This window comes from Streptomyces sp. NL15-2K (assembly GCF_030551255.1).
GTDB lineage: Bacteria > Actinomycetota > Actinomycetes > Streptomycetales > Streptomycetaceae > Streptomyces.
Genome location: NZ_CP130630.1, coordinates 2704975 through 2721204 on the forward strand (window position 1 = coordinate 2704975; position 16230 = coordinate 2721204).

Consider the following 16230-nt stretch of genomic DNA (forward strand, 5'->3'; position numbering starts at 1 on the left):
GCGGCAGGCAACGTTTGCCCGTCAAGGAGCGGCGTCCGGTGCGTGCTCTCGGCGTGCCGGGCGCAGGCCCTCGTACTGGACGTACTTGGGTCTGTGCCCGGTGCGGCGAGTGGGGGCACCTCCCACGCCTTTAGGGCAGTGGGGGAGCGTGCCGGGCGTCGCGACGGGGCAAACGTTGCCTGCCGCGGCACTAGTGCCCCGACAGCTGCTGGGGGCAGCCCCGAGACGGGCTGCCCCCAGGCCTCACTTGGCGCCCAGGATCTGCTCGATCGGGTCGATCGCGAAGTACACCAGGAACAGCGCCGAGGTCCCCCACAGCAGCCAGTGGATCTCCTTGGCCTTGCCGAGGACCGTCTTGATCACCACGTAGGCGAGGAAGCCGGCGCCGATGCCGTTGGTGATGGAGTACGTGAACGGCATCACGGCGATGGTGAGGAACGCCGGGATGGCGATCTCGTACTTGTCCCAGTCGATGTGCTTGACCTGGGTCATCATCAGGAAGCCGACCGCGACCAGGGCGGGGGCGGCCGCCTGGAGCGGGACGATGGTGAGCAGCGGGGTCAGGAACAGGGCGAGGGCGAAGAGGCCACCCGTGACCAGGTTGGAGAAGCCCGTGCGCGAGCCCTCCCCCACGCCCGCCGCCGACTCGATGTAGGAGGTGGCGGAGGAGGACGAGGCCGCGCCGCCCGCGACCGCCGCGGCACCGTCGATGAGCAGCACCCGGCCGAGGTTGGGAACCTTGCCCTCCTCGTCGAGGAGTCCGGCCTCCGCACTGATGCCGACGACCGTGCCCATGGTGTCGAAGAAGTCGGACAGGATCAGCGTGAAGATGAGCAGGACGACGGTGACGACGCCGACGCCGGGTGCGTCGAAGGCGCCGAACAGGCTGAAGTGACCGATGAGCCCGAAGTCGGGGGTGTCGACCACCTTGTCGGGCCACTCCGGCGTGGTCAGGCCCCAGGCCTTGATGTCGGCGATCGAGTTGATGATCATCGCGAGGATCGTCATGGTCACGATGCTGATCAGGATGGCGCCCTTGACCTTGCGGGCGAGCAGTCCGATCGTCAGCAGAACGCCGAGGCAGAAGACGAGAATCGGCCACCCGACGAGGGTGCCGGTGCCGCCGAGCTGGACCGGGACGGTGGTGTTCACGACGTCCGGGATCCGGGTGACGAAGCCGGCGTCGACGAACCCGATGAAGGCGATGAACAGGCCGATGCCGACGCTGATCGCCTGCTTGAGGGGCTGCGGGATGGCGTGCATGACGGCCTCGCGCAGTCCGGTCACCACCAACACGCAGATCAGCAGGCCTTCGAGGACGACCAGGCCCATCGCGTCGTCCCAGCTCATCTGCGGGGCGATCTGGAAGGCGACGACCGCGTTCAGTCCGAGGCCGGCGGCGAGCGCGAGGGGCAGGTTGCCGCCCACGCCCATGATGACGGTCATGACGGCGGCCACCAGAGCGGTGGCGGTGGTCAGTTGGACGGCGTCCAGCTGGTGACCGAACTTGTCCTTCGCGCTGCCGAGGATGATGGGATTCAGGACAAGGATGTAGGCCATCGTGAAGAAGGTGGCGAAGCCGCCGCGTATCTCACGGCCGAAGGTGGATCCCCGCGCGGAGATCTTGAAGAACCGGTCGACGCTGTTCGCCGCCGGTGGCGGGGCACTTGCCCGGCCGGCCACCTTCTGCGATTCGGACATGACTGCTGCTCCTTGGTGCCTGAATGAACGGTGTGCGGATGCTGGCTGGATTGTTCCCTCGTTGAATCTGTTTCAGGTTTTCTCCGTGTTACGGAATCGGCTTCGGCCTTCAGACTGTGAGCGTCGGACCTGCAGACAGTGTTCGAAGACCCGTACGAACCAAGCAGTCCATCACTGCTACGCTTCCGGATCTCGTCCGGGCCCCCTCCGGATGATCACATGTCAGCCACATGACACGCACAGGCGCCGGGGGCGCCCGAGCCGCCGTGAGGAGAGGTCGCCCGTGGGCACAGTCGTCGACGACGCCGCCTCCGTGGAATTCCACGCCTTCTTCGAGCGTCACTACGCCGAACTGTCCCGCCTCGCCCATCTGCTGACCGGCGAGGCGGACGCCGCCGACGATCTGGCTGCGGACGCGCTGCTGGCCCTGTGGCACCGCTGGGACCGGGTGCGCGATGCCGACCATCCGGTGGCGTACGCGCGGGGGGTCGTGGCCAATCTGGCCCGCACCCGGATCCGCAGCGCGGTCCGCGAACGGCGGCGCGTGGCGCTGTTCTGGTCGCAGCGCGAGGAGCAGGCCGAGAACCCGGACGTGGCGGGGGTCGTCGACGTCCAGGAGGCGTTGCGTAGACTCCCGTTCCGCAAACGCGCCTGCGTGGTCCTGCGGCACGCCTTCGACCTCTCGGAAAAGGACACCGCGCTCGCCCTGGGCGTCTCGGTCGGTACGGTGAAGAGCCAGACCTCCAAGGCGATGGCCGAACTGCAGCGTTCGCTCGGGACGCAGGCAGCTCCGCACAAGGTGCACGCGGCGATGGCGCGCACCGGCGACGCCGGAAGGGACCGATGACCATGCGGCGGGACGTGCACGAGGAGCTGCGCGCCCGGCTGCACGAGGCGGCTGGGGCACACGAGCCCGACCGCGCGCGCATCCTGGCGCGGGTCGAGCGCGGCATGACCGAACAGACCCGCCCCGACCACCGGGCGACCCGTCCACCGGTGTTCGGCTGGGTGCGGGTGGTGAGCGCCACGGCGGCGGTCGCGGGCGTGCTGGGGATCGGCGGATACGCGGTCGCCTCCGCGGTGAAGGACGAGGTCAGCCCGCAGAAGGTCGCGGTCACGGCGACCCCCGGCCCGTCGCCGGACGCGACGAGCCGCGCGCCCGAGCCGCCGGTGGACCCGAAGCCGAGCTCCCGGGAGCCCGAGCCGAGCAAGCCGCCCGTGCGGACGCCGAGTACGTCGGTCACCGCGGCGCCGCCGGCCGCCGGAACCGAGGACGGCCCGCTGTGGTCGGACGGCTCGGTGGACCCGCACAGCAACGACTTCTGGGCGCAGAGCAACATCACTCTCAAGACCTCCGAGCAACTGACCTCCCTCACGGTCGAGCTGAAGGTCGCGCAGACCGGCGGTGTCACCAACGCCGGCGCCTGGCGGTCGCTGCCGGAGAACGACTTCACTCTGACGGTCGGCGAGCGGGACGGCTTCCTCGTCTACACCTGGGTGCTCAAGGAGGGCCGTACGGTCCCCAAGGGCGAGTGGGTGTTCGCCGGGCAGTACAACCACCAGCGCGGCGGCCGGGACGCGGGTGACGACACCTACACGGCGACGGCGGCAGCCGGGTCCGAACAGGCCGCCGTGAAGGGCGACTTCGCGGCGCGCGACGACAACGACTCGTCCGACGACTCGGACTCGTAGAGAAACTCCGCAGACGCGGCAACCCTTTCCCCACCCGTGGCGACCAGGAAACGCAAAGTTCCTCCCACGCAAGGAAATGGGCATGACTGCACGAGCAGAACAGCGCGTCCGCCATCGCCGCCGGGTCACCAGGCGGCGAGCCGTGATCGCCGGAGCCTCCGCTCTCGGCATCACCGGAGCGGCGATCGTCACCACGACGATGCTGTCCTCCGCGGGCGCGGCCTCATCGTGGCCGGCCGCCAAGGGCAGCAAGGCCGTCTCGTCGACGATCAAGGTGTCCCGCACGTACGACGGCAAGCTCCAGAAGTTCTACGGCGCCGGCGAGTTAGGCGGCAGCGGCCAGGAGGAGGGCCAGGACCCGGTCTTCGAGCTGGCCGACGGCGCGTTACTCAAGAACGTGATCATCGGCACCCCGGGCGCGGACGGCGTCCACTGCAAGGGCAGCTGCACGCTGCAGAACGTGTGGTGGCTGGACGTCGGCGAGGACGCCGCCAGCTTCAAGGGCAAGTCGTCGTCGGCCGTGTACAAGGTCATCGGCGGTGGCGCGAAGAACGGTGCCGACAAGGTGCTCCAGTTCAACGGCGCCGGCAAGCTGACCGTGACCGGCTTCCAGGTCCACAACTCGGGCAAGCTGGTCCGCTCCTGCGGCAACTGCAAGACGCAGTACAAGCGCACGATCGAGCTGAGCGACATCGACGTGACGGCGCCGCTGAAGGCGATCGTCGGTGTCAACGCCAACTACGGGGACACCGCCACGCTGTCCAAGATCCGTATCCACGGCGACAGCAAGAAGAAGACCAAGACCTGCGTCCGTTTCCAGGGCAACAACTCCGGCAAGGAGCCCACCGAGCTGGGCACCAGCCCCGACGGCAAGACCTGCAAGTTCAAGAGCTCCGACATCAGCTACAGCTGACGTGGTCGTAGCCCTCTGACTCCGGCGGGCCAAGCCCCCCTTGGGCCCGCCGGACGTACTGGTCGAGCCCCCCTCGACCGGTAACGAGAGCGCCCCCGCCGGTGACGACCGACGGGGGCGTTCGCGCACCCCTTTGTCAGTTCATTGCGGAACCCCGCGCATTGCCCCAAGCCGCGCTGCCCTCCACCTTGTGCACCACCGAGGCCCCTCCCCCACCCAATTCGAACCCGTTGCCGTTGCCGAAGGCCGAGGAGTTCCTGATGGTGACGGGCGACGAGAACTGCCACAGATCGAGCCCGTCGTCGGAATTGTTGTACAGGCGGGCCCCGTCGACGACGTTGCCCGTCCCGGAACCGAACGTCACCGCGATGCCGTCGGCGTTCTGACCGTGCTCGGCCAGGTCGTAGTTGCCGTGACTGTCCAGGTTCCGCACGAGGTTGTTCGTCGTGTCGTCGCCGCGCAGGGTGAATCCGGAGCCGCCGTTCTTCGCCGTGACGAGGTTCTCGAAGACCCCGCCCACTGACGACGTGGCGACGAACCCCTGAGCCGGCGAGTTCTGGAAGGTGATGTCCCGCACGGTCCAGTGGTCGCCGTGGATCCCGGCCAGCCAGGAGCCGTCGGGCAACTTGGACCCGTCGATCCTCACCTTCTCCCCGCCGTACGCCTGCCACGTGATCCGCGCGGAACTCGTCCCGTTCGCCGTGGACTTGAGCGTGGCCGAAGGGGTGTACGTGCCGCCGCGGACCTGGATGGTCGTACCGGCGACCGCGTTCCTGACGGCCGACTCCAGCTGCGCGGTGGTGGACACGGTGACCGTCGTGGAGGCGGCCCGGGCGCCGTCCTCGGTGAGACCGAGGTAGACGCCGCTCGCCCCCGAGGCGACGGCCACGGCCGCGGCGATCGAGAGGGTCCGCGTCCTGCGGTGGCGTCCGGTACCTAGTGCCGCGACAGGCAACGTTCGCCCCGTCGCGACGCCCGGCACGCTCCCCCACTGCCCTAAAGGCGTGGGAGGTGCCCCCACTCGCCGCACCGGCCGGAAGCCCAAGTACGTCCAGTACGAGGGCTTCCGGCCGGCACGCCGAGAGCACGCACCGGACGCCGCTCCTTGACGGGCAAACGTTGCCTGCCGGGGCACTAGACGCACGAAAAGTTCCTTTCGTCGACAGAGGGGGAGGACGAAACGGGCCGGAGGGGCTGCCCCGGCCCGTTTCTGAGATCAGGTCGCCGCCGACGCCGGAAAGGTTGCCGACGCCCCGCGAAAACGATCGAAACTTTCGCTCCCCCTCGCCCCTCGCACACCGATTGACCAGCTGACCTCCTGCGCTGACACTCCCAAGGCGAACCCAACAGAATCCCCCACACTCCCACAGGATGTGTCATGCGAAGCCGCACCGCCCGCACGCTCCTGGCCCCCTTCCTGGCCCTCCTCCTCTCCCTGCTCGCCATACCCCCCAGCACCGCCCGATCAGGAGCACCCCCCGTGAAGCAGCAGCCCAAGTACGCCGGCTATCTCTTCGCCTACTTCACCGGTGAGGGAACCGCCGACGGCGAGCAGATCCGCTACGCCCTCAGCCGTGGCAACGACCCGCTGCACTGGCGGGAGCTGAACGCCGGCAAGCCGGTCCTCACGTCGACCATCGGCGAGAAGGGGCTGCGCGATCCGTTCGTGATCCGCTCCCCGAAGGGCGACAAGTTCTACGCGATCGCCACCGACCTGCGGATGTACAAGAACTCCAGCGGCAGCTGGGACTACGTCCAGCGGCACGGCAGCAAGTCGATCATGATCTGGGAGTCCACCGACCTGGTCCACTGGACCGACCAGCGCCTGGTGAAGGTCTCCCCCGACAACGCGGGCAACACCTGGGCGCCGGAGGCGTACTGGGACGACTCGCTCGGTGAGTTCGTCGTCTTCTGGGCGTCGAAGCTGTACGCCGACGACGACCCCGACCACACGGGCTCGACGTACAACAAGATGATGTACGCCACCACGAAGGACTTCCGCACCTTCAGCGAGCCGAAGGTCTGGAACGACCCGGGCTACTCGGTCATCGACTCGACAGTGGTGAAGCACAAGGACACCTACTACCGCTACACCAAGGACGAGCGGGACCCGACCTCCAGCTCGCCCTGCGCGAAGTTCATCACCGGGGAGAAGTCGACGAGCCTGACGTCGCCGAAGTACGACTTCGTCTCGGACTGCATCGGCAGCGGTGCGATGGACCGCGGTGAGGGCCCGACGGTCTTCAAGTCCAACACCGAGGAGAAGTGGTACCTGTTCATCGACGAGTACGGCGGCCGCGGCTACATCCCCTTCGAGACCACCGACCTCGACTCGGGCAAGTGGACCCCCTCCACGAACTACCAGCTGCCGGCCAGTCCCCGGCACGGCACCGTGCTCCCGGTGACGCAGGCGGAGTACGACCGGCTGCTCGCCGCCTACCCCTCGACTCCCGCCTCCGTCATGGACGCGACGGCGAAGGGCCAGAAGGGCTACTCGATCGTCACCGAGGCCGCGTCGAAGGTCGTGCTGCCGATGGAGCCGAACGCGGATCTCCGCGGCCTCGCCCCGAAGCTGTGGGTGGGTGAGGGGGCCACGCTGAGCCCGAGATCCGGCACGCGCCGCGACTTCCGCAAGCCGCAGAAGTACACCGTGTCGGCCGCTGACGGCACGACCCGCACCTGGACGGTCGAGGCGGTGCCGACCCGCAGTCCCGTCCTGCCCGGCCTCAACGCCGACCCGGACGTGCGCTATCTGAACGGCGAGTACTGGATCTATCCGACGACGGACGGTTTCCAGGGCTGGAGCGGGACGAAGTTCAAGGCGTACTCGTCGAAGGACCTGGTCCACTGGAAGGACCACGGGGTCATCCTGGACCTCGGACCGGATGTGACCTGGGCGGACAAGAACGCGTGGGCGCCGGCGATCGCCGAGCACGACGGCAAGTACTACTTCTACTTCTGCGCCGAGCAGCAGATCGGCGTGGCGGTGGCCGACTCCCCCGCGGGCCCGTTCAAGGACGCGCTGGGCAAGCCCCTGGTGGCGAAGGGCGGTTCGCTGAAGGGCCAGATGATCGACCCGGCGGTCTACACGGACGACGCCGGGAAGTCGTACCTGTACTGGGGCAACGGCCACGGATACGTCGTACCGCTGAACGACGACATGGTGTCCTTCGACGCCTCGCAGGTGAAGGACATCACCCCGGACAACTTCCGCGAGGGCTCCTTCGTGATCAAGCGGAAGGGCACCTACTACTTCATGTGGTCCGAGGACGACACCCGCAGCGAGAACTACCACGTGGCCTACGCGACCGGACCGTCCCCGCTCGGCCCGTGGACCAAGCGGGGCACGATCCTGTCCAAGCGCCCCGACCACGGCATCCTCGGCACCGGCCACCACTCCGTGGCGAACGCGCCCGGCACCGACGACTGGTACATCGTCTACCACCGGTTCGCCCTGAACGGTCCGGGGAAGCCGGGCGGTGACGGCATGCACCGCGAGACGACGATCGACCGCATGAAGTTCGCGGCCGACGGCACGATCGTGCCAGTGGTGCCGACGCTGGAGTCGATCAGGCCGGTACGGCACTGACACGGTGGATCACAGGACGGCGTCGAGCCACGCGAAGACCTCGTCCTGCATGCGGTGTGTGAAGGCGTGGCCCAGGTCGGGCCACGCCTTCAGCCACAACCGCTCCTCGGCGCGGCACGAGCGCCAGACAGCGCGCAGCTTGTCGTACGCGACCCGTACGCCGTCGGCGGGGAACAGCGGGTCGAGCCCGCCGTTGAAGAACAGCATCGGCCTGGGTGCGGCGATGCTCGCCACGTCGGGGATGTCGAGGAACCGGGGCAGGCCCGGGTGGAGCATGTAGTACGACGACTGCCCGCGCAGCGTGTTGTTGCCGGGCACCATCATTTCCTTCAGGCCGGTCATCCAGCCCACGCTCGCCGCGGCGGCGATGTGGTCGCTGAGCGCGGCCGTCTGCCAGGCGCGGTAGGCGCCCATCGAGAACCCGACGGCCGCGACCCGGCGAGCGTCCACGCGGTCGAGACCGGCCAGGAATCCGGCGGCGCGGGCGTCCTCGCGGGCCATGAGTCCGGCGAGCGAGGAGCCGAGGTTGTAGAAGTTGGAGGCCAGGGCCTGCTGCCGGTCGTAGGTGAGGGGGCCGCGGTCGCCCCAGCCGAGCGCGTCCAGACAGAGCACCACGTATCCGCGCCGGGCCAGCTCGTCGCCCACGAACCGCCCGCTGAAGTGCTGGTCCGCCCAGGCCTGAGCCGAGGCGAGCCGGGTGTCGTCGTACCAGGGCCGGACGAGCTTCTCCTTTCCGATGTCGAACCTGGACCCGTGGTCGTGGAGGAGGAGTACGGCAGGGAAGGGTCCGGTGCCGTGCGGGGTGAGCAGGGCACCGCGGACGCGTTCGTGGCGGGTGAGGGAGAGGGTCACCAACTCCCTTGTGTACGCGCCTGTGTATGCGCCTCCTTGAGGGCCGGGGACGAATTCGGGGGCGTACGGCGTCCCGTCCTGCCGGTCGACGAGGAGGTGCTCCTCGACCGTGGAACGGGCGGCCCGGCGCCAGGCCTGGAAATCGCGGATCGGTGAAGTACCCCAGGCGAGCGGGAAGTCCAGCTCGCCTTTCAGGGAACCCAACGGCTCACGCATACGGCTTCCCGGCACCGGCGTGCCGAAGGACGTACCGCTCGACCGCCGACCGGGAGGTGAGGGGCCGGTAGTGGTAGACGTCGGCCGGGTCCCAGCCGACCTCGTCGGTCAGGCCGAGGCCGCTCGCCACCGCGTTCAGGCCGGCGGGCCGCCCGTTGAACCAGGAGCCGGTGTCCCGGAAGTGCTCGCCGCCGTAGTCCGCGACGGCGAGGGACGGCTCGCCCCGCCCGTAGCGGAACGAATTGCGCTCGGAGAAGATCGACGACTCGACGCCGACACCCAGGGCATAGAGAGGCGCCTGCCCCCGGTACACGTTGTTGACGACGTGCACCTGACCGAAGCGGACGCGAGGGCCGCGCTGCACGATGTCGGTGAAGAGGTTCCGGACGAAGGTCACCTTCAGATGCCCGCGGTCCCGGTCGCCGCGCCCGTCCCCCGACCCGATGAGGATCGCCTTGTCGTGGTCGGCGAACCGGCTGTCGGAGACGGTGATGAAGTCGGAGCCGTCCTCGATGTCCAGCAACCCGTCGTGCCGCTGGACGCGTTCGCCGTGGAAGCCGAGGGGCGCCTCGCGGTCCGGGAAGCGGCCGTCGGTGAAGGTGCAGTGGTCGACCCAGATGTTCTTGCCGGTGATCACGGTCATCGCGTCGAAGCGGGCGTTCCAGCTGCCCTGTGTGCCGTCTCCCGGCGACCAGGTGGTGAAGTGGTCGACGGGAGCTTCGAGGTGCAGGTTGCGGACGATGATGTTCGTGCCGGTGTTGACGGTCAGGAAGACCCCGAGGAGCCGGGCGTCGCGGCCCACGCCGAGCAGGGTGGTGTTGCTCGGCACCGTGAGCTGGATCTGCGCCTTCTCCTTGTTCGACCCGGTCTGCCGGAGCTGACGCTGCTGTTTGCAGTAGTCGTGACGGGTGTCGGACCAGACGGCCCCGTCCTCGCCGAAGCAGGACATGTACTTGGCGAGGTCGTACCCGGGCGCGTAGTCCTGCTCGCCGAGCAGGGAACCGTCCTGCGCCTCATGGCCGTTGATGTCTCCGACGACCCGGATCACCTTGGGTGCGGTGGGGTCGCGGTGGTTGGCCAGGGCCTCCTTGAGCTCGGCGCGGGTGTCCACCGTCCAGGTGGTCCCGCCCGCGCCGCCGGTGGTGCCGGGGGCGGTCGAGGCCCAGCCGACGGGGCCGCGCTCGGCGGCGGAGGCCTGGCTCGGCCAGAACAGGCACAGGCAGGTAAGGAGGGCAGCGACTTTACGCATACGGCCGCCAGCCGCCGAGACAGGCCCGCCTGGTGTGCGCCGCGGCGTCACCGGAGGTGAGCTGAGGCCGGTTCTCCGGGACCGTGATCACGGCTCCCGGCCCTGTGTTGCGGTACTCGGCGAACCGCATGCTCTGCCAGGGATACGCCTCCCGCATGTTCGTGTACGGCGCCACCGCGTCGATCCCTGGACCGATCCGGGTGTCCCGCACGACGAGGGACGGCCAGGCGGTCGTCTCGTACGACGGCACCCAGGGCCGGGCCAGCTTGTACGCCCCGTCCTCGGCGGCGGAGGTGATCCGGCAGCGGACCGCCAGAATGCCGTGGGGGTTGGCGCGGGCGGTGGACGGGGCGAAGACCATGCCCTTCGGAGTGAAGGTGACGTCCCGTCGCAGCGTGCGGAAGTGGCAGTCCTCGAACACGGCGGTCGCCCGTCCGAAGACGAAGTCGACGTCGCCCTCGATGTAGCAGCGGTGGAAGTACTGCCGGTCGAAGGTGTCCAGCGCGGTCGTCTCGACGAAGAGGGTGTCCTGGTGTGCCAGCAGGCGGACGTTCTCGAAGTGGGTGCGGTCGCCGTAGGTGTACGCCGCCACCGCCTGCGTTCCGGTGATCTCGGGGTGGTCGGCGCGCAGCCAGTCGTTGGCGAGGGTGAGGTCGCGGACGGTCAGGCCGGGGGCCGCCGAGGTGAAGGTGGCGGAGCCTGCCGTGCCGTACGTACCGGAACCGTCCGGTTTCGGGGTGCCGCCCGCGTTGTCGTAGACGATGACGGCGTCGCGGGGGTCGCGAGTGGCGCCGCGCAGGGTCAACTCCGCTTTGTCGGCCGGCACTTTGACGACCTCTCGGTACGTCCCCGGGTGCACGACGATCGTCCAGCCGGGCCCGGCCACCGCGTCCACGGCCGCCTGGACGGAGTCGCCGGGGCGGACGTGGAGGACGCGGCGGCCGCCACCGGCGAAGGCGGGACCGGCACCGGCGGCCGTGAGACCGCCGGCGATCCCCGTCAGAAGGGTGCGCCTGCGCAGCATCTCAGCGCGCCTCCTTCCACGGCGCCCAGTCGCCGAGGTAGGCCGCGCGGGTCGCCGACGCGGCCTGCTCGGCGGTGAGTTGGGGCCGGTTCTCCGGAACCGTGATCACGGCTCCCGGCCCGGTGTTGCGGTACTCGGCGAACCGCTGGTTCTGCCAGGGGAAGGAGTCCGACATGTTGGTGTAGGGCGCGACCGCGTCGATGCCGAAGCCCATGCGGGTGTCCCGGACGGTGAGCATCGGGCGGGCGGTGGTGTCGGAGCTGGGCACCCAGGGGCGGGCCAGCTTGTAGTACGCGTCCGGGGCCTCGCTGCTGATCCGTCCGCGGACGACCAGGTAGCCGCGGGGATTGGCGCCCGCCGTGGACGGCGCGAAGACGAAGCCGTACGGGGCGCCGCCCAGGTCGGTGCGGTTCAGGGTGCGGAAGTGGCAGTTGTCGTACACCGCGGTCGCCCGTCCGAAGACGAAGTCGACGTCGCCCTCGACGTAGCAGTGGGAGTAGTACTGGCGGGCGAAGACGGTCAGGGCCATCGAGTCGGCGTACAGGGTGTCCTGGTGGCCGAGGAAGCGGCAGTGGTGGAAGGCCGAGCGGTCGCCCTGGACCTTGATGGCGACGGCCTGGGTGCCGGTGATCTCGGGGTGGTCGGCACGCAGCCAGTCGTTGGCGAAGGTGATCCAGCGGGCGGTGAACCCGGCGGCCTGCACGGTCGTGGTGGCGGACCCGGTGGTGCCGTAGGTGCCGCCGCCGGGCTTGGGGGTGCCGGCCGCGTTGTCGTAGACGATGACGACGTCGCGGGGGTTCTCGCTCGCGCCGATCCAGGTCGTCTCCGTACGGGTGGCGTCGACGGCGACCGTCTCGCGGTAGGTGCCGGGGGCGATGACCAGCGTCCAGCCGCTGCCGGTCGCGGCGGTCACGGCGGCCCGGACGGAGGTGTGGTCGCCCTGGCCGTGCGGGTCGACGTACAGGGTCTTCGCAGTCAGGCGGGCGGCCGGTGACCCGTACCGGCCGAACGGGCGCTTGCCGCCGCCGGCCCGCGCGGGGGTCGGCGCGAGCGCGGCGCCCGCTCCGGCGCTCGCCATCAGGAATCCCCTTCTGGACAGGGGGAGTTGGAGGTGGGGCGAGGGCATGCGGGGGCTCCTTCGCGGTGCGGGACGTGCTGGGGTCTCGGCCAAAGGCCGGGATTCCGAGGGCCGGCGGGCCGGGACGGCGGTACGTCCCGGCCTGCCGGTTCGGGTACGTCAGCGCAGGCGTCCGGCGCCCGCGTTGGGGCCGACGATCCACGGGACCGCCTTGGGCGAGTGGACCTTGGTTCGCAGGCTCGGCTTCCAGCCGGCGCCGGACTGGAGGGTCTCGCCGGGAATCTCGGCGTTGTGCACGGCGATCAGGTCCGTCAGCTTCCCGTTGACGTAGTTGTTCTCGGCGGTCAGCGGGGACTCGTTCCACTTCTTCAGCGCCTTGCCGACGCTGGTGCCGGCCGGCAGCGAGATGGCGTTGTCGCTGGCGTGGAGCTGCGAGGAGATACCGACACCGAAGATGTAGTAGTCGTCCTTCTGCTCCTCGTTCACCACGTAGTGGTTGTTGTAGACGTCGACCTGTCCGAACCGCACACGCGGAGAGCGCTGGAGGATCCCGTCGAAGCGGTTGTGGTGCATGGTGACCTTGAGCTTGCCGGCGTCGATGGCGGCGAGGCCGTCGCCGTTCCCGATCAGCATGTTCTTGTCGTGGTTCTCGTAGCGGTTCCAGGACACGGTCACGTAGTTGGAGCCGCGCACGATGTCGGTCAGGCCGTCGTGCTGCTGGAAGACCTTGCCGAAGTAGACCGGCCGCTCGCTGTCGGGGTAGCGCCCGTCGGTGAACGTGTTGTGGTCGAGCCACACGTGGTCAGTGCCGTAGACGACCACGGTGTCGTACTCGGAGTTCCAGTTGCCGGTGTTGTTGTCGTCGGTCGGGTCCCACTTCGGGAAGCAGTCGAGCGGGGCCTCGATGGTGAGGTTGCGCAGGATGACGTTCGAGACGCCCTTGATCTGGAGGCTGCCGCCGAGGATGCCGGAGTTCTTGCCGACGCCGACGATGGTGGTGTTGCTGGGGATGTTGGCCTTGATTTCCGTGTCCTGCTTGGCGGCGGACGCCACCCGCGCGTCCTCCTGCGGCCCCATGGCGACCTTGTCGTTGCCGTAGACGGCCGGGTCGTAGTCCTTGAGGTACTGCTGGAGGTCGTATCCCCCGGTGACGAAGGCCTCGCAGCCCTCGGAGACGGCGTCGATCATCCCCTTGACCTTGATGATCTTGGGCGCGTCGCCACCCTCCTTCAGCGCCGCCTTGAACTCCGCCCAGGTGGTGACGGTGTAGACGTGCTCCGCGTCGGCGGCCGAGCCACCGGTCGTGCCCGCGCCCTCCGAACCCCAGCCGTCGTTCGCGCCGAGGACCTGACGGCCGAGGTTGCGGGAGCCCGAGCCGGCCTCGGCGGCGGTGCCGGTCAGGGACAGCGTGAGAGCGGTGCAGCCGACCAGAACAGCGGCTCTCTTTGTAATGACATGCCCATGCCATATCCGTGCGTGCATTGTGCGGCTCTCCTTTTTCAGGGACGGGGTGTTACGCGGCGGCCTGCGGCCAGGTGATCCAGGACGCGGGAATCTCCTCGTCCAGCCGGCGTACATCGCGCGGTGCGAGCACCCGCGTACGCAGCAGTTCCTGGGCCACGAGCCGCGCCACGGCGATCGCGCCGGGCGGGTTGAAGTGCGTGTTGTCCTGCTCGGTCGCGGTCCAGTTGAAGTACGTCTTCGTCTCCTCGACACCGAGCCGCTGCCACAGCGCGAGGGACAGGGCCTGGAGGTCGAGCAGCGCGACGCGCTCCTCCTTGGCGAGCGCACGCATCGCCGCCGGATAGTCGCCGTGACTCGGCACGGCGTTGCCGCCCGCGTCGAACCTCCTGCGCTCGACGGGCGTGGCGAGCACGGGCCGGGCACCACGGGCCCGGGCGCCGTCGACGTACTGGCGCAGATAGTCCTGGTACGTCGTCCAGGGCTCGGTGTAACGAGTCGGGTCGTCCGCCTTCTCGTCGTTGTGAGCGAACTGGATGATCAGAAAGTCGCCCGGCCGGATCGCCCCGAGGACGACATCGAGCCGCCCCTCGTCGACGAAGCTCTTCGAACTGCGCCCGTTCACAGCGTGGTTGGCGACGATCAGATCCTTGTGCAGAAAGAACGGAAGCGCCATGCCCCACCCGGTCTCGGGGGCGGCGGGGGCGTACTTCTGGGCGGCGGTGGAATCACCGGCGATGAACAGAGTGCGGGACCTTGCGTGAGAGACAGCGGTCTCAGGGGCCGCGAAGGCGAGAGGAACAGCGGAAAGAGCCGCGGTGGTGACCTGTCTGCGGGTGAGTGACACAAGGGCGCCTTTCTCAACAGGCGTACGTGAATTGTGCTAGGCGGTGCCTTTCAAGTGGGGGGGTAACCCCCGCGCCCCTGCATTTAGGGGCGCGGGGCCGTGCTGATATGCGGCTACCGCCGCGTGGGCGCGACCAGCCACACACAACCCGCAGCCGGCCGCCGCCAAACAGGACCGAGCTCTCAGCCGTTCTGCTCTTTCCACTCAGCCTGAGCCGTGTTCAACTGCTCAGCCATCGTGTCCAGGAAGTCCTTCGCGCTCATGTCACCGAGCAGCACCTTCTGGAAATTCGGCTCGTTGTCCGACTTCGAAACCGTGTTCCAGTCCGGCAGGTAGTACGGCAGCTGGACAATGGTCGTGGAACCATCACTCAACGCCCCCGCGGCCAGCTTCGTAGGCTCGGCCTCGGAGATCCACGCATCCTTCGCCGCGTCATTGTTCGCCGGAACCTGCCCGGCCGACTTGTTGAACTTCGAGTTCTCCTCGTGCGAGGTGGCGAACTCGATGAACTTCCACGCAGCGTCCTTGTTCTTGGAGCTCTTGAACAAGCCCAGCCCGTCAACGGGGTTGGACACCTGAACCCGCTTACCGGCGGAGCCAACAGGCTGCGGGATACCACGGAACTTCTCCACCCCGAGCGCCTTCACATGGTCCTGGTAGGACCCCAGGTTGTGGTTCAGCATCCCGATCGTGCCGGAATCCCACTGGGCGACCATCTTCGTGAAGTCGTTGTTCAGGTCGGCGGCCGGCGTGACCTTCTTGTACAGGGCCGCGTACTTCTCCAGCGCCTCGACGTTCTTCGGGTCGTTGACCGTGGTCTTCTCACCGCTCGCGTCCCAGAAGGACGTGATGCCGGACTGCCCGTACATCGCGTCCAGTGCCTGGGCGATGGAACCGGCGCCACCACGGATGGTGTACCCGAACTCGTTCTTGCCCTTGTTCGTGAGCTTGTCCGCGGCCTCGTAGAACTTGTCCCAGGTCGTCGGCTCGTCCAGGCCCGCCTTCTTGAACAGGTCGGTGCGGTAGTAGAGGACACCGTTGTTGGCGGAGGTCGGGATCGAGAACAGCGCGTCGCCGCCGCCGGCGGACTTCAGCGACTCGACCATGGACTCGTTGAGCTTGCCGTTGAGGGAGGACTTGGAGAGCCGGTCGTCCAGCGGCTCCAGCGCGTTCTGGGCGGCGAACCCCGCGGCCATCGCGGCGCCGACACCGCCGACGTCCGGCAGGCCGCCGCCCTGGATGGCGGTGTCGACCTTGGACTGGTACTCGGTGGAGGCGATCCCGACGTACTCGACCTCGATGTCCGGGTTGGCCTTCTCGAAGTCGGCGATGACCTCCTTCCAGATGTCGGTGCGGACACCGCCGTTGTTGTCCCAGAAGACGATCTTGCCCTTGCCGCTGCCCTCTTCGCCCTTGTCACCGCCCGCGCCGCTGCCGTCGTCACCGCAGGCGGTGGCGGTCAGGGCGAGTACGGAGCCCAGGGCGACGGCTACGGCAGCGCGCCTGCTTCTACGGATGCTGATCTTCATTGGTCGGCTCTCTCTTGTGGATCCAGCGAGATATGAAGTTGTGGGGGGTTCAGTTGTTGCCACCACGGTTGTGTCACCA

The 16230-nt window shown here is 68.5% G+C and carries 12 protein-coding genes and 1 pseudogene; 4 read left to right on the forward strand and 9 right to left on the reverse strand.

The window, feature by feature from the left end:
* Window positions 1–243: 243 nt before the first annotated feature.
* Window positions 244–1701 carry an NCS2 family permease gene (locus tag Q4V64_RS11690; RefSeq protein ID WP_124443208.1) on the reverse strand — a complete coding sequence of 486 codons (1458 nt, stop codon included), beginning with the start codon at window positions 1699–1701 and terminating at the stop codon, window positions 244–246.
* A gap of 283 nt (window positions 1702–1984) precedes the next feature.
* Between Q4V64_RS11690 and Q4V64_RS11695 the strand changes: the two genes are divergently transcribed.
* From Q4V64_RS11695 to Q4V64_RS11705, 3 genes are all read left to right on the forward strand, one after another.
* The gene (locus Q4V64_RS11695) at window positions 1985–2548 is read left to right on the forward strand and encodes a SigE family RNA polymerase sigma factor (RefSeq protein ID WP_124443207.1); all 564 of its coding nucleotides are present in this window, start codon (window positions 1985–1987) and stop codon (window positions 2546–2548) included.
* Window positions 2545–3393 (forward strand): hypothetical protein, encoded by an 849-nt coding sequence (locus tag Q4V64_RS11700; RefSeq protein ID WP_124443206.1) that lies wholly within the window; start codon window positions 2545–2547, stop codon window positions 3391–3393. The genes Q4V64_RS11695 and Q4V64_RS11700 overlap by 4 nt, the downstream gene beginning before the upstream one ends.
* 82 nt (window positions 3394–3475) lie before the next feature.
* Window positions 3476–4306 carry a pectate lyase gene (locus Q4V64_RS11705; protein WP_124443205.1) on the forward strand — a complete coding sequence of 277 codons (831 nt, stop codon included), beginning with the start codon at window positions 3476–3478 and terminating at the stop codon, window positions 4304–4306.
* A 157-nt stretch (window positions 4307–4463) separates the two neighbouring features.
* Here Q4V64_RS11705 and Q4V64_RS11710 read toward each other — a convergent pair.
* A pseudogene (locus tag Q4V64_RS11710) lies at window positions 4464–5195 on the reverse strand (right-handed parallel beta-helix repeat-containing protein); the annotation flags it as partial.
* Between the two features lie 489 nt (window positions 5196–5684).
* Here Q4V64_RS11710 and Q4V64_RS11715 point away from each other — a divergent pair.
* Window positions 5685–7895, forward strand: a complete 2211-nt coding sequence (locus Q4V64_RS11715) for a family 43 glycosylhydrolase (protein ID WP_124443203.1) — start codon at window positions 5685–5687, stop codon at window positions 7893–7895.
* A 9-nt stretch (window positions 7896–7904) separates the two neighbouring features.
* Here the strand turns inward: Q4V64_RS11715 and Q4V64_RS11720 are convergent, their stop codons facing one another.
* The 7 genes from Q4V64_RS11720 to Q4V64_RS11750 form a co-directional block, all read right to left on the reverse strand.
* Window positions 7905–8963, reverse strand: coding sequence for a dienelactone hydrolase family protein (locus Q4V64_RS11720; RefSeq protein ID WP_124443202.1), 1059 nt, complete (start codon window positions 8961–8963; stop codon window positions 7905–7907).
* The gene (locus Q4V64_RS11725; protein WP_124443201.1) at window positions 8956–10212 is read right to left on the reverse strand and encodes a pectate lyase; all 1257 of its coding nucleotides are present in this window, start codon (window positions 10210–10212) and stop codon (window positions 8956–8958) included. The genes Q4V64_RS11720 and Q4V64_RS11725 overlap by 8 nt, the downstream gene beginning before the upstream one ends.
* Window positions 10205–11233 (reverse strand): pectinesterase family protein, encoded by a 1029-nt coding sequence (locus Q4V64_RS11730; protein WP_124443251.1) that lies wholly within the window; start codon window positions 11231–11233, stop codon window positions 10205–10207. The genes Q4V64_RS11725 and Q4V64_RS11730 overlap by 8 nt, the downstream gene beginning before the upstream one ends.
* 4 nt (window positions 11234–11237) lie before the next feature.
* Entirely contained in the window at window positions 11238–12362 is a 1125-nt protein-coding gene (locus tag Q4V64_RS11735; protein ID WP_124443200.1) for a pectinesterase family protein, read from the reverse strand.
* A gap of 111 nt (window positions 12363–12473) precedes the next feature.
* Entirely contained in the window at window positions 12474–13796 is a 1323-nt protein-coding gene (locus tag Q4V64_RS11740) for a pectate lyase (RefSeq protein ID WP_124443199.1), read from the reverse strand.
* 31 nt (window positions 13797–13827) lie between these two features.
* Window positions 13828–14622 (reverse strand): rhamnogalacturonan acetylesterase, encoded by a 795-nt coding sequence (locus tag Q4V64_RS11745; protein ID WP_124443198.1) that lies wholly within the window; start codon window positions 14620–14622, stop codon window positions 13828–13830.
* A 182-nt stretch (window positions 14623–14804) separates the two neighbouring features.
* The gene (locus tag Q4V64_RS11750) at window positions 14805–16151 is read right to left on the reverse strand and encodes a sugar ABC transporter substrate-binding protein (RefSeq protein ID WP_124443197.1); all 1347 of its coding nucleotides are present in this window, start codon (window positions 16149–16151) and stop codon (window positions 14805–14807) included.
* Between the last annotated feature and the right edge of the window lie 79 nt (window positions 16152–16230).

Coding starts and splice junctions, on each gene's coding strand:
- Q4V64_RS11705 (WP_124443205.1), top strand. CDS start 3,476: ATGACTGCACGAGCAGAACAGCGCGTCCGCCATCGCCGCCGGGTCACC.
- Q4V64_RS11750 (WP_124443197.1), bottom strand. CDS start 16,151: ATGAAGATCAGCATCCGTAGAAGCAGGCGCGCTGCCGTAGCCGTCGCC.
- Q4V64_RS11725 (WP_124443201.1), bottom strand. CDS start 10,212: ATGCGTAAAGTCGCTGCCCTCCTTACCTGCCTGTGCCTGTTCTGGCCG.
- Q4V64_RS11715 (WP_124443203.1), top strand. CDS start 5,685: ATGCGAAGCCGCACCGCCCGCACGCTCCTGGCCCCCTTCCTGGCCCTC.
- Q4V64_RS11735 (WP_124443200.1), bottom strand. CDS start 12,362: ATGCCCTCGCCCCACCTCCAACTCCCCCTGTCCAGAAGGGGATTCCTG.
- Q4V64_RS11690 (WP_124443208.1), bottom strand. CDS start 1,701: ATGTCCGAATCGCAGAAGGTGGCCGGCCGGGCAAGTGCCCCGCCACCG.
- Q4V64_RS11740 (WP_124443199.1), bottom strand. CDS start 13,796: ATGCACGCACGGATATGGCATGGGCATGTCATTACAAAGAGAGCCGCT.
- Q4V64_RS11720 (WP_124443202.1), bottom strand. CDS start 8,963: ATGCGTGAGCCGTTGGGTTCCCTGAAAGGCGAGCTGGACTTCCCGCTC.
- Q4V64_RS11700 (WP_124443206.1), top strand. CDS start 2,545: ATGACCATGCGGCGGGACGTGCACGAGGAGCTGCGCGCCCGGCTGCAC.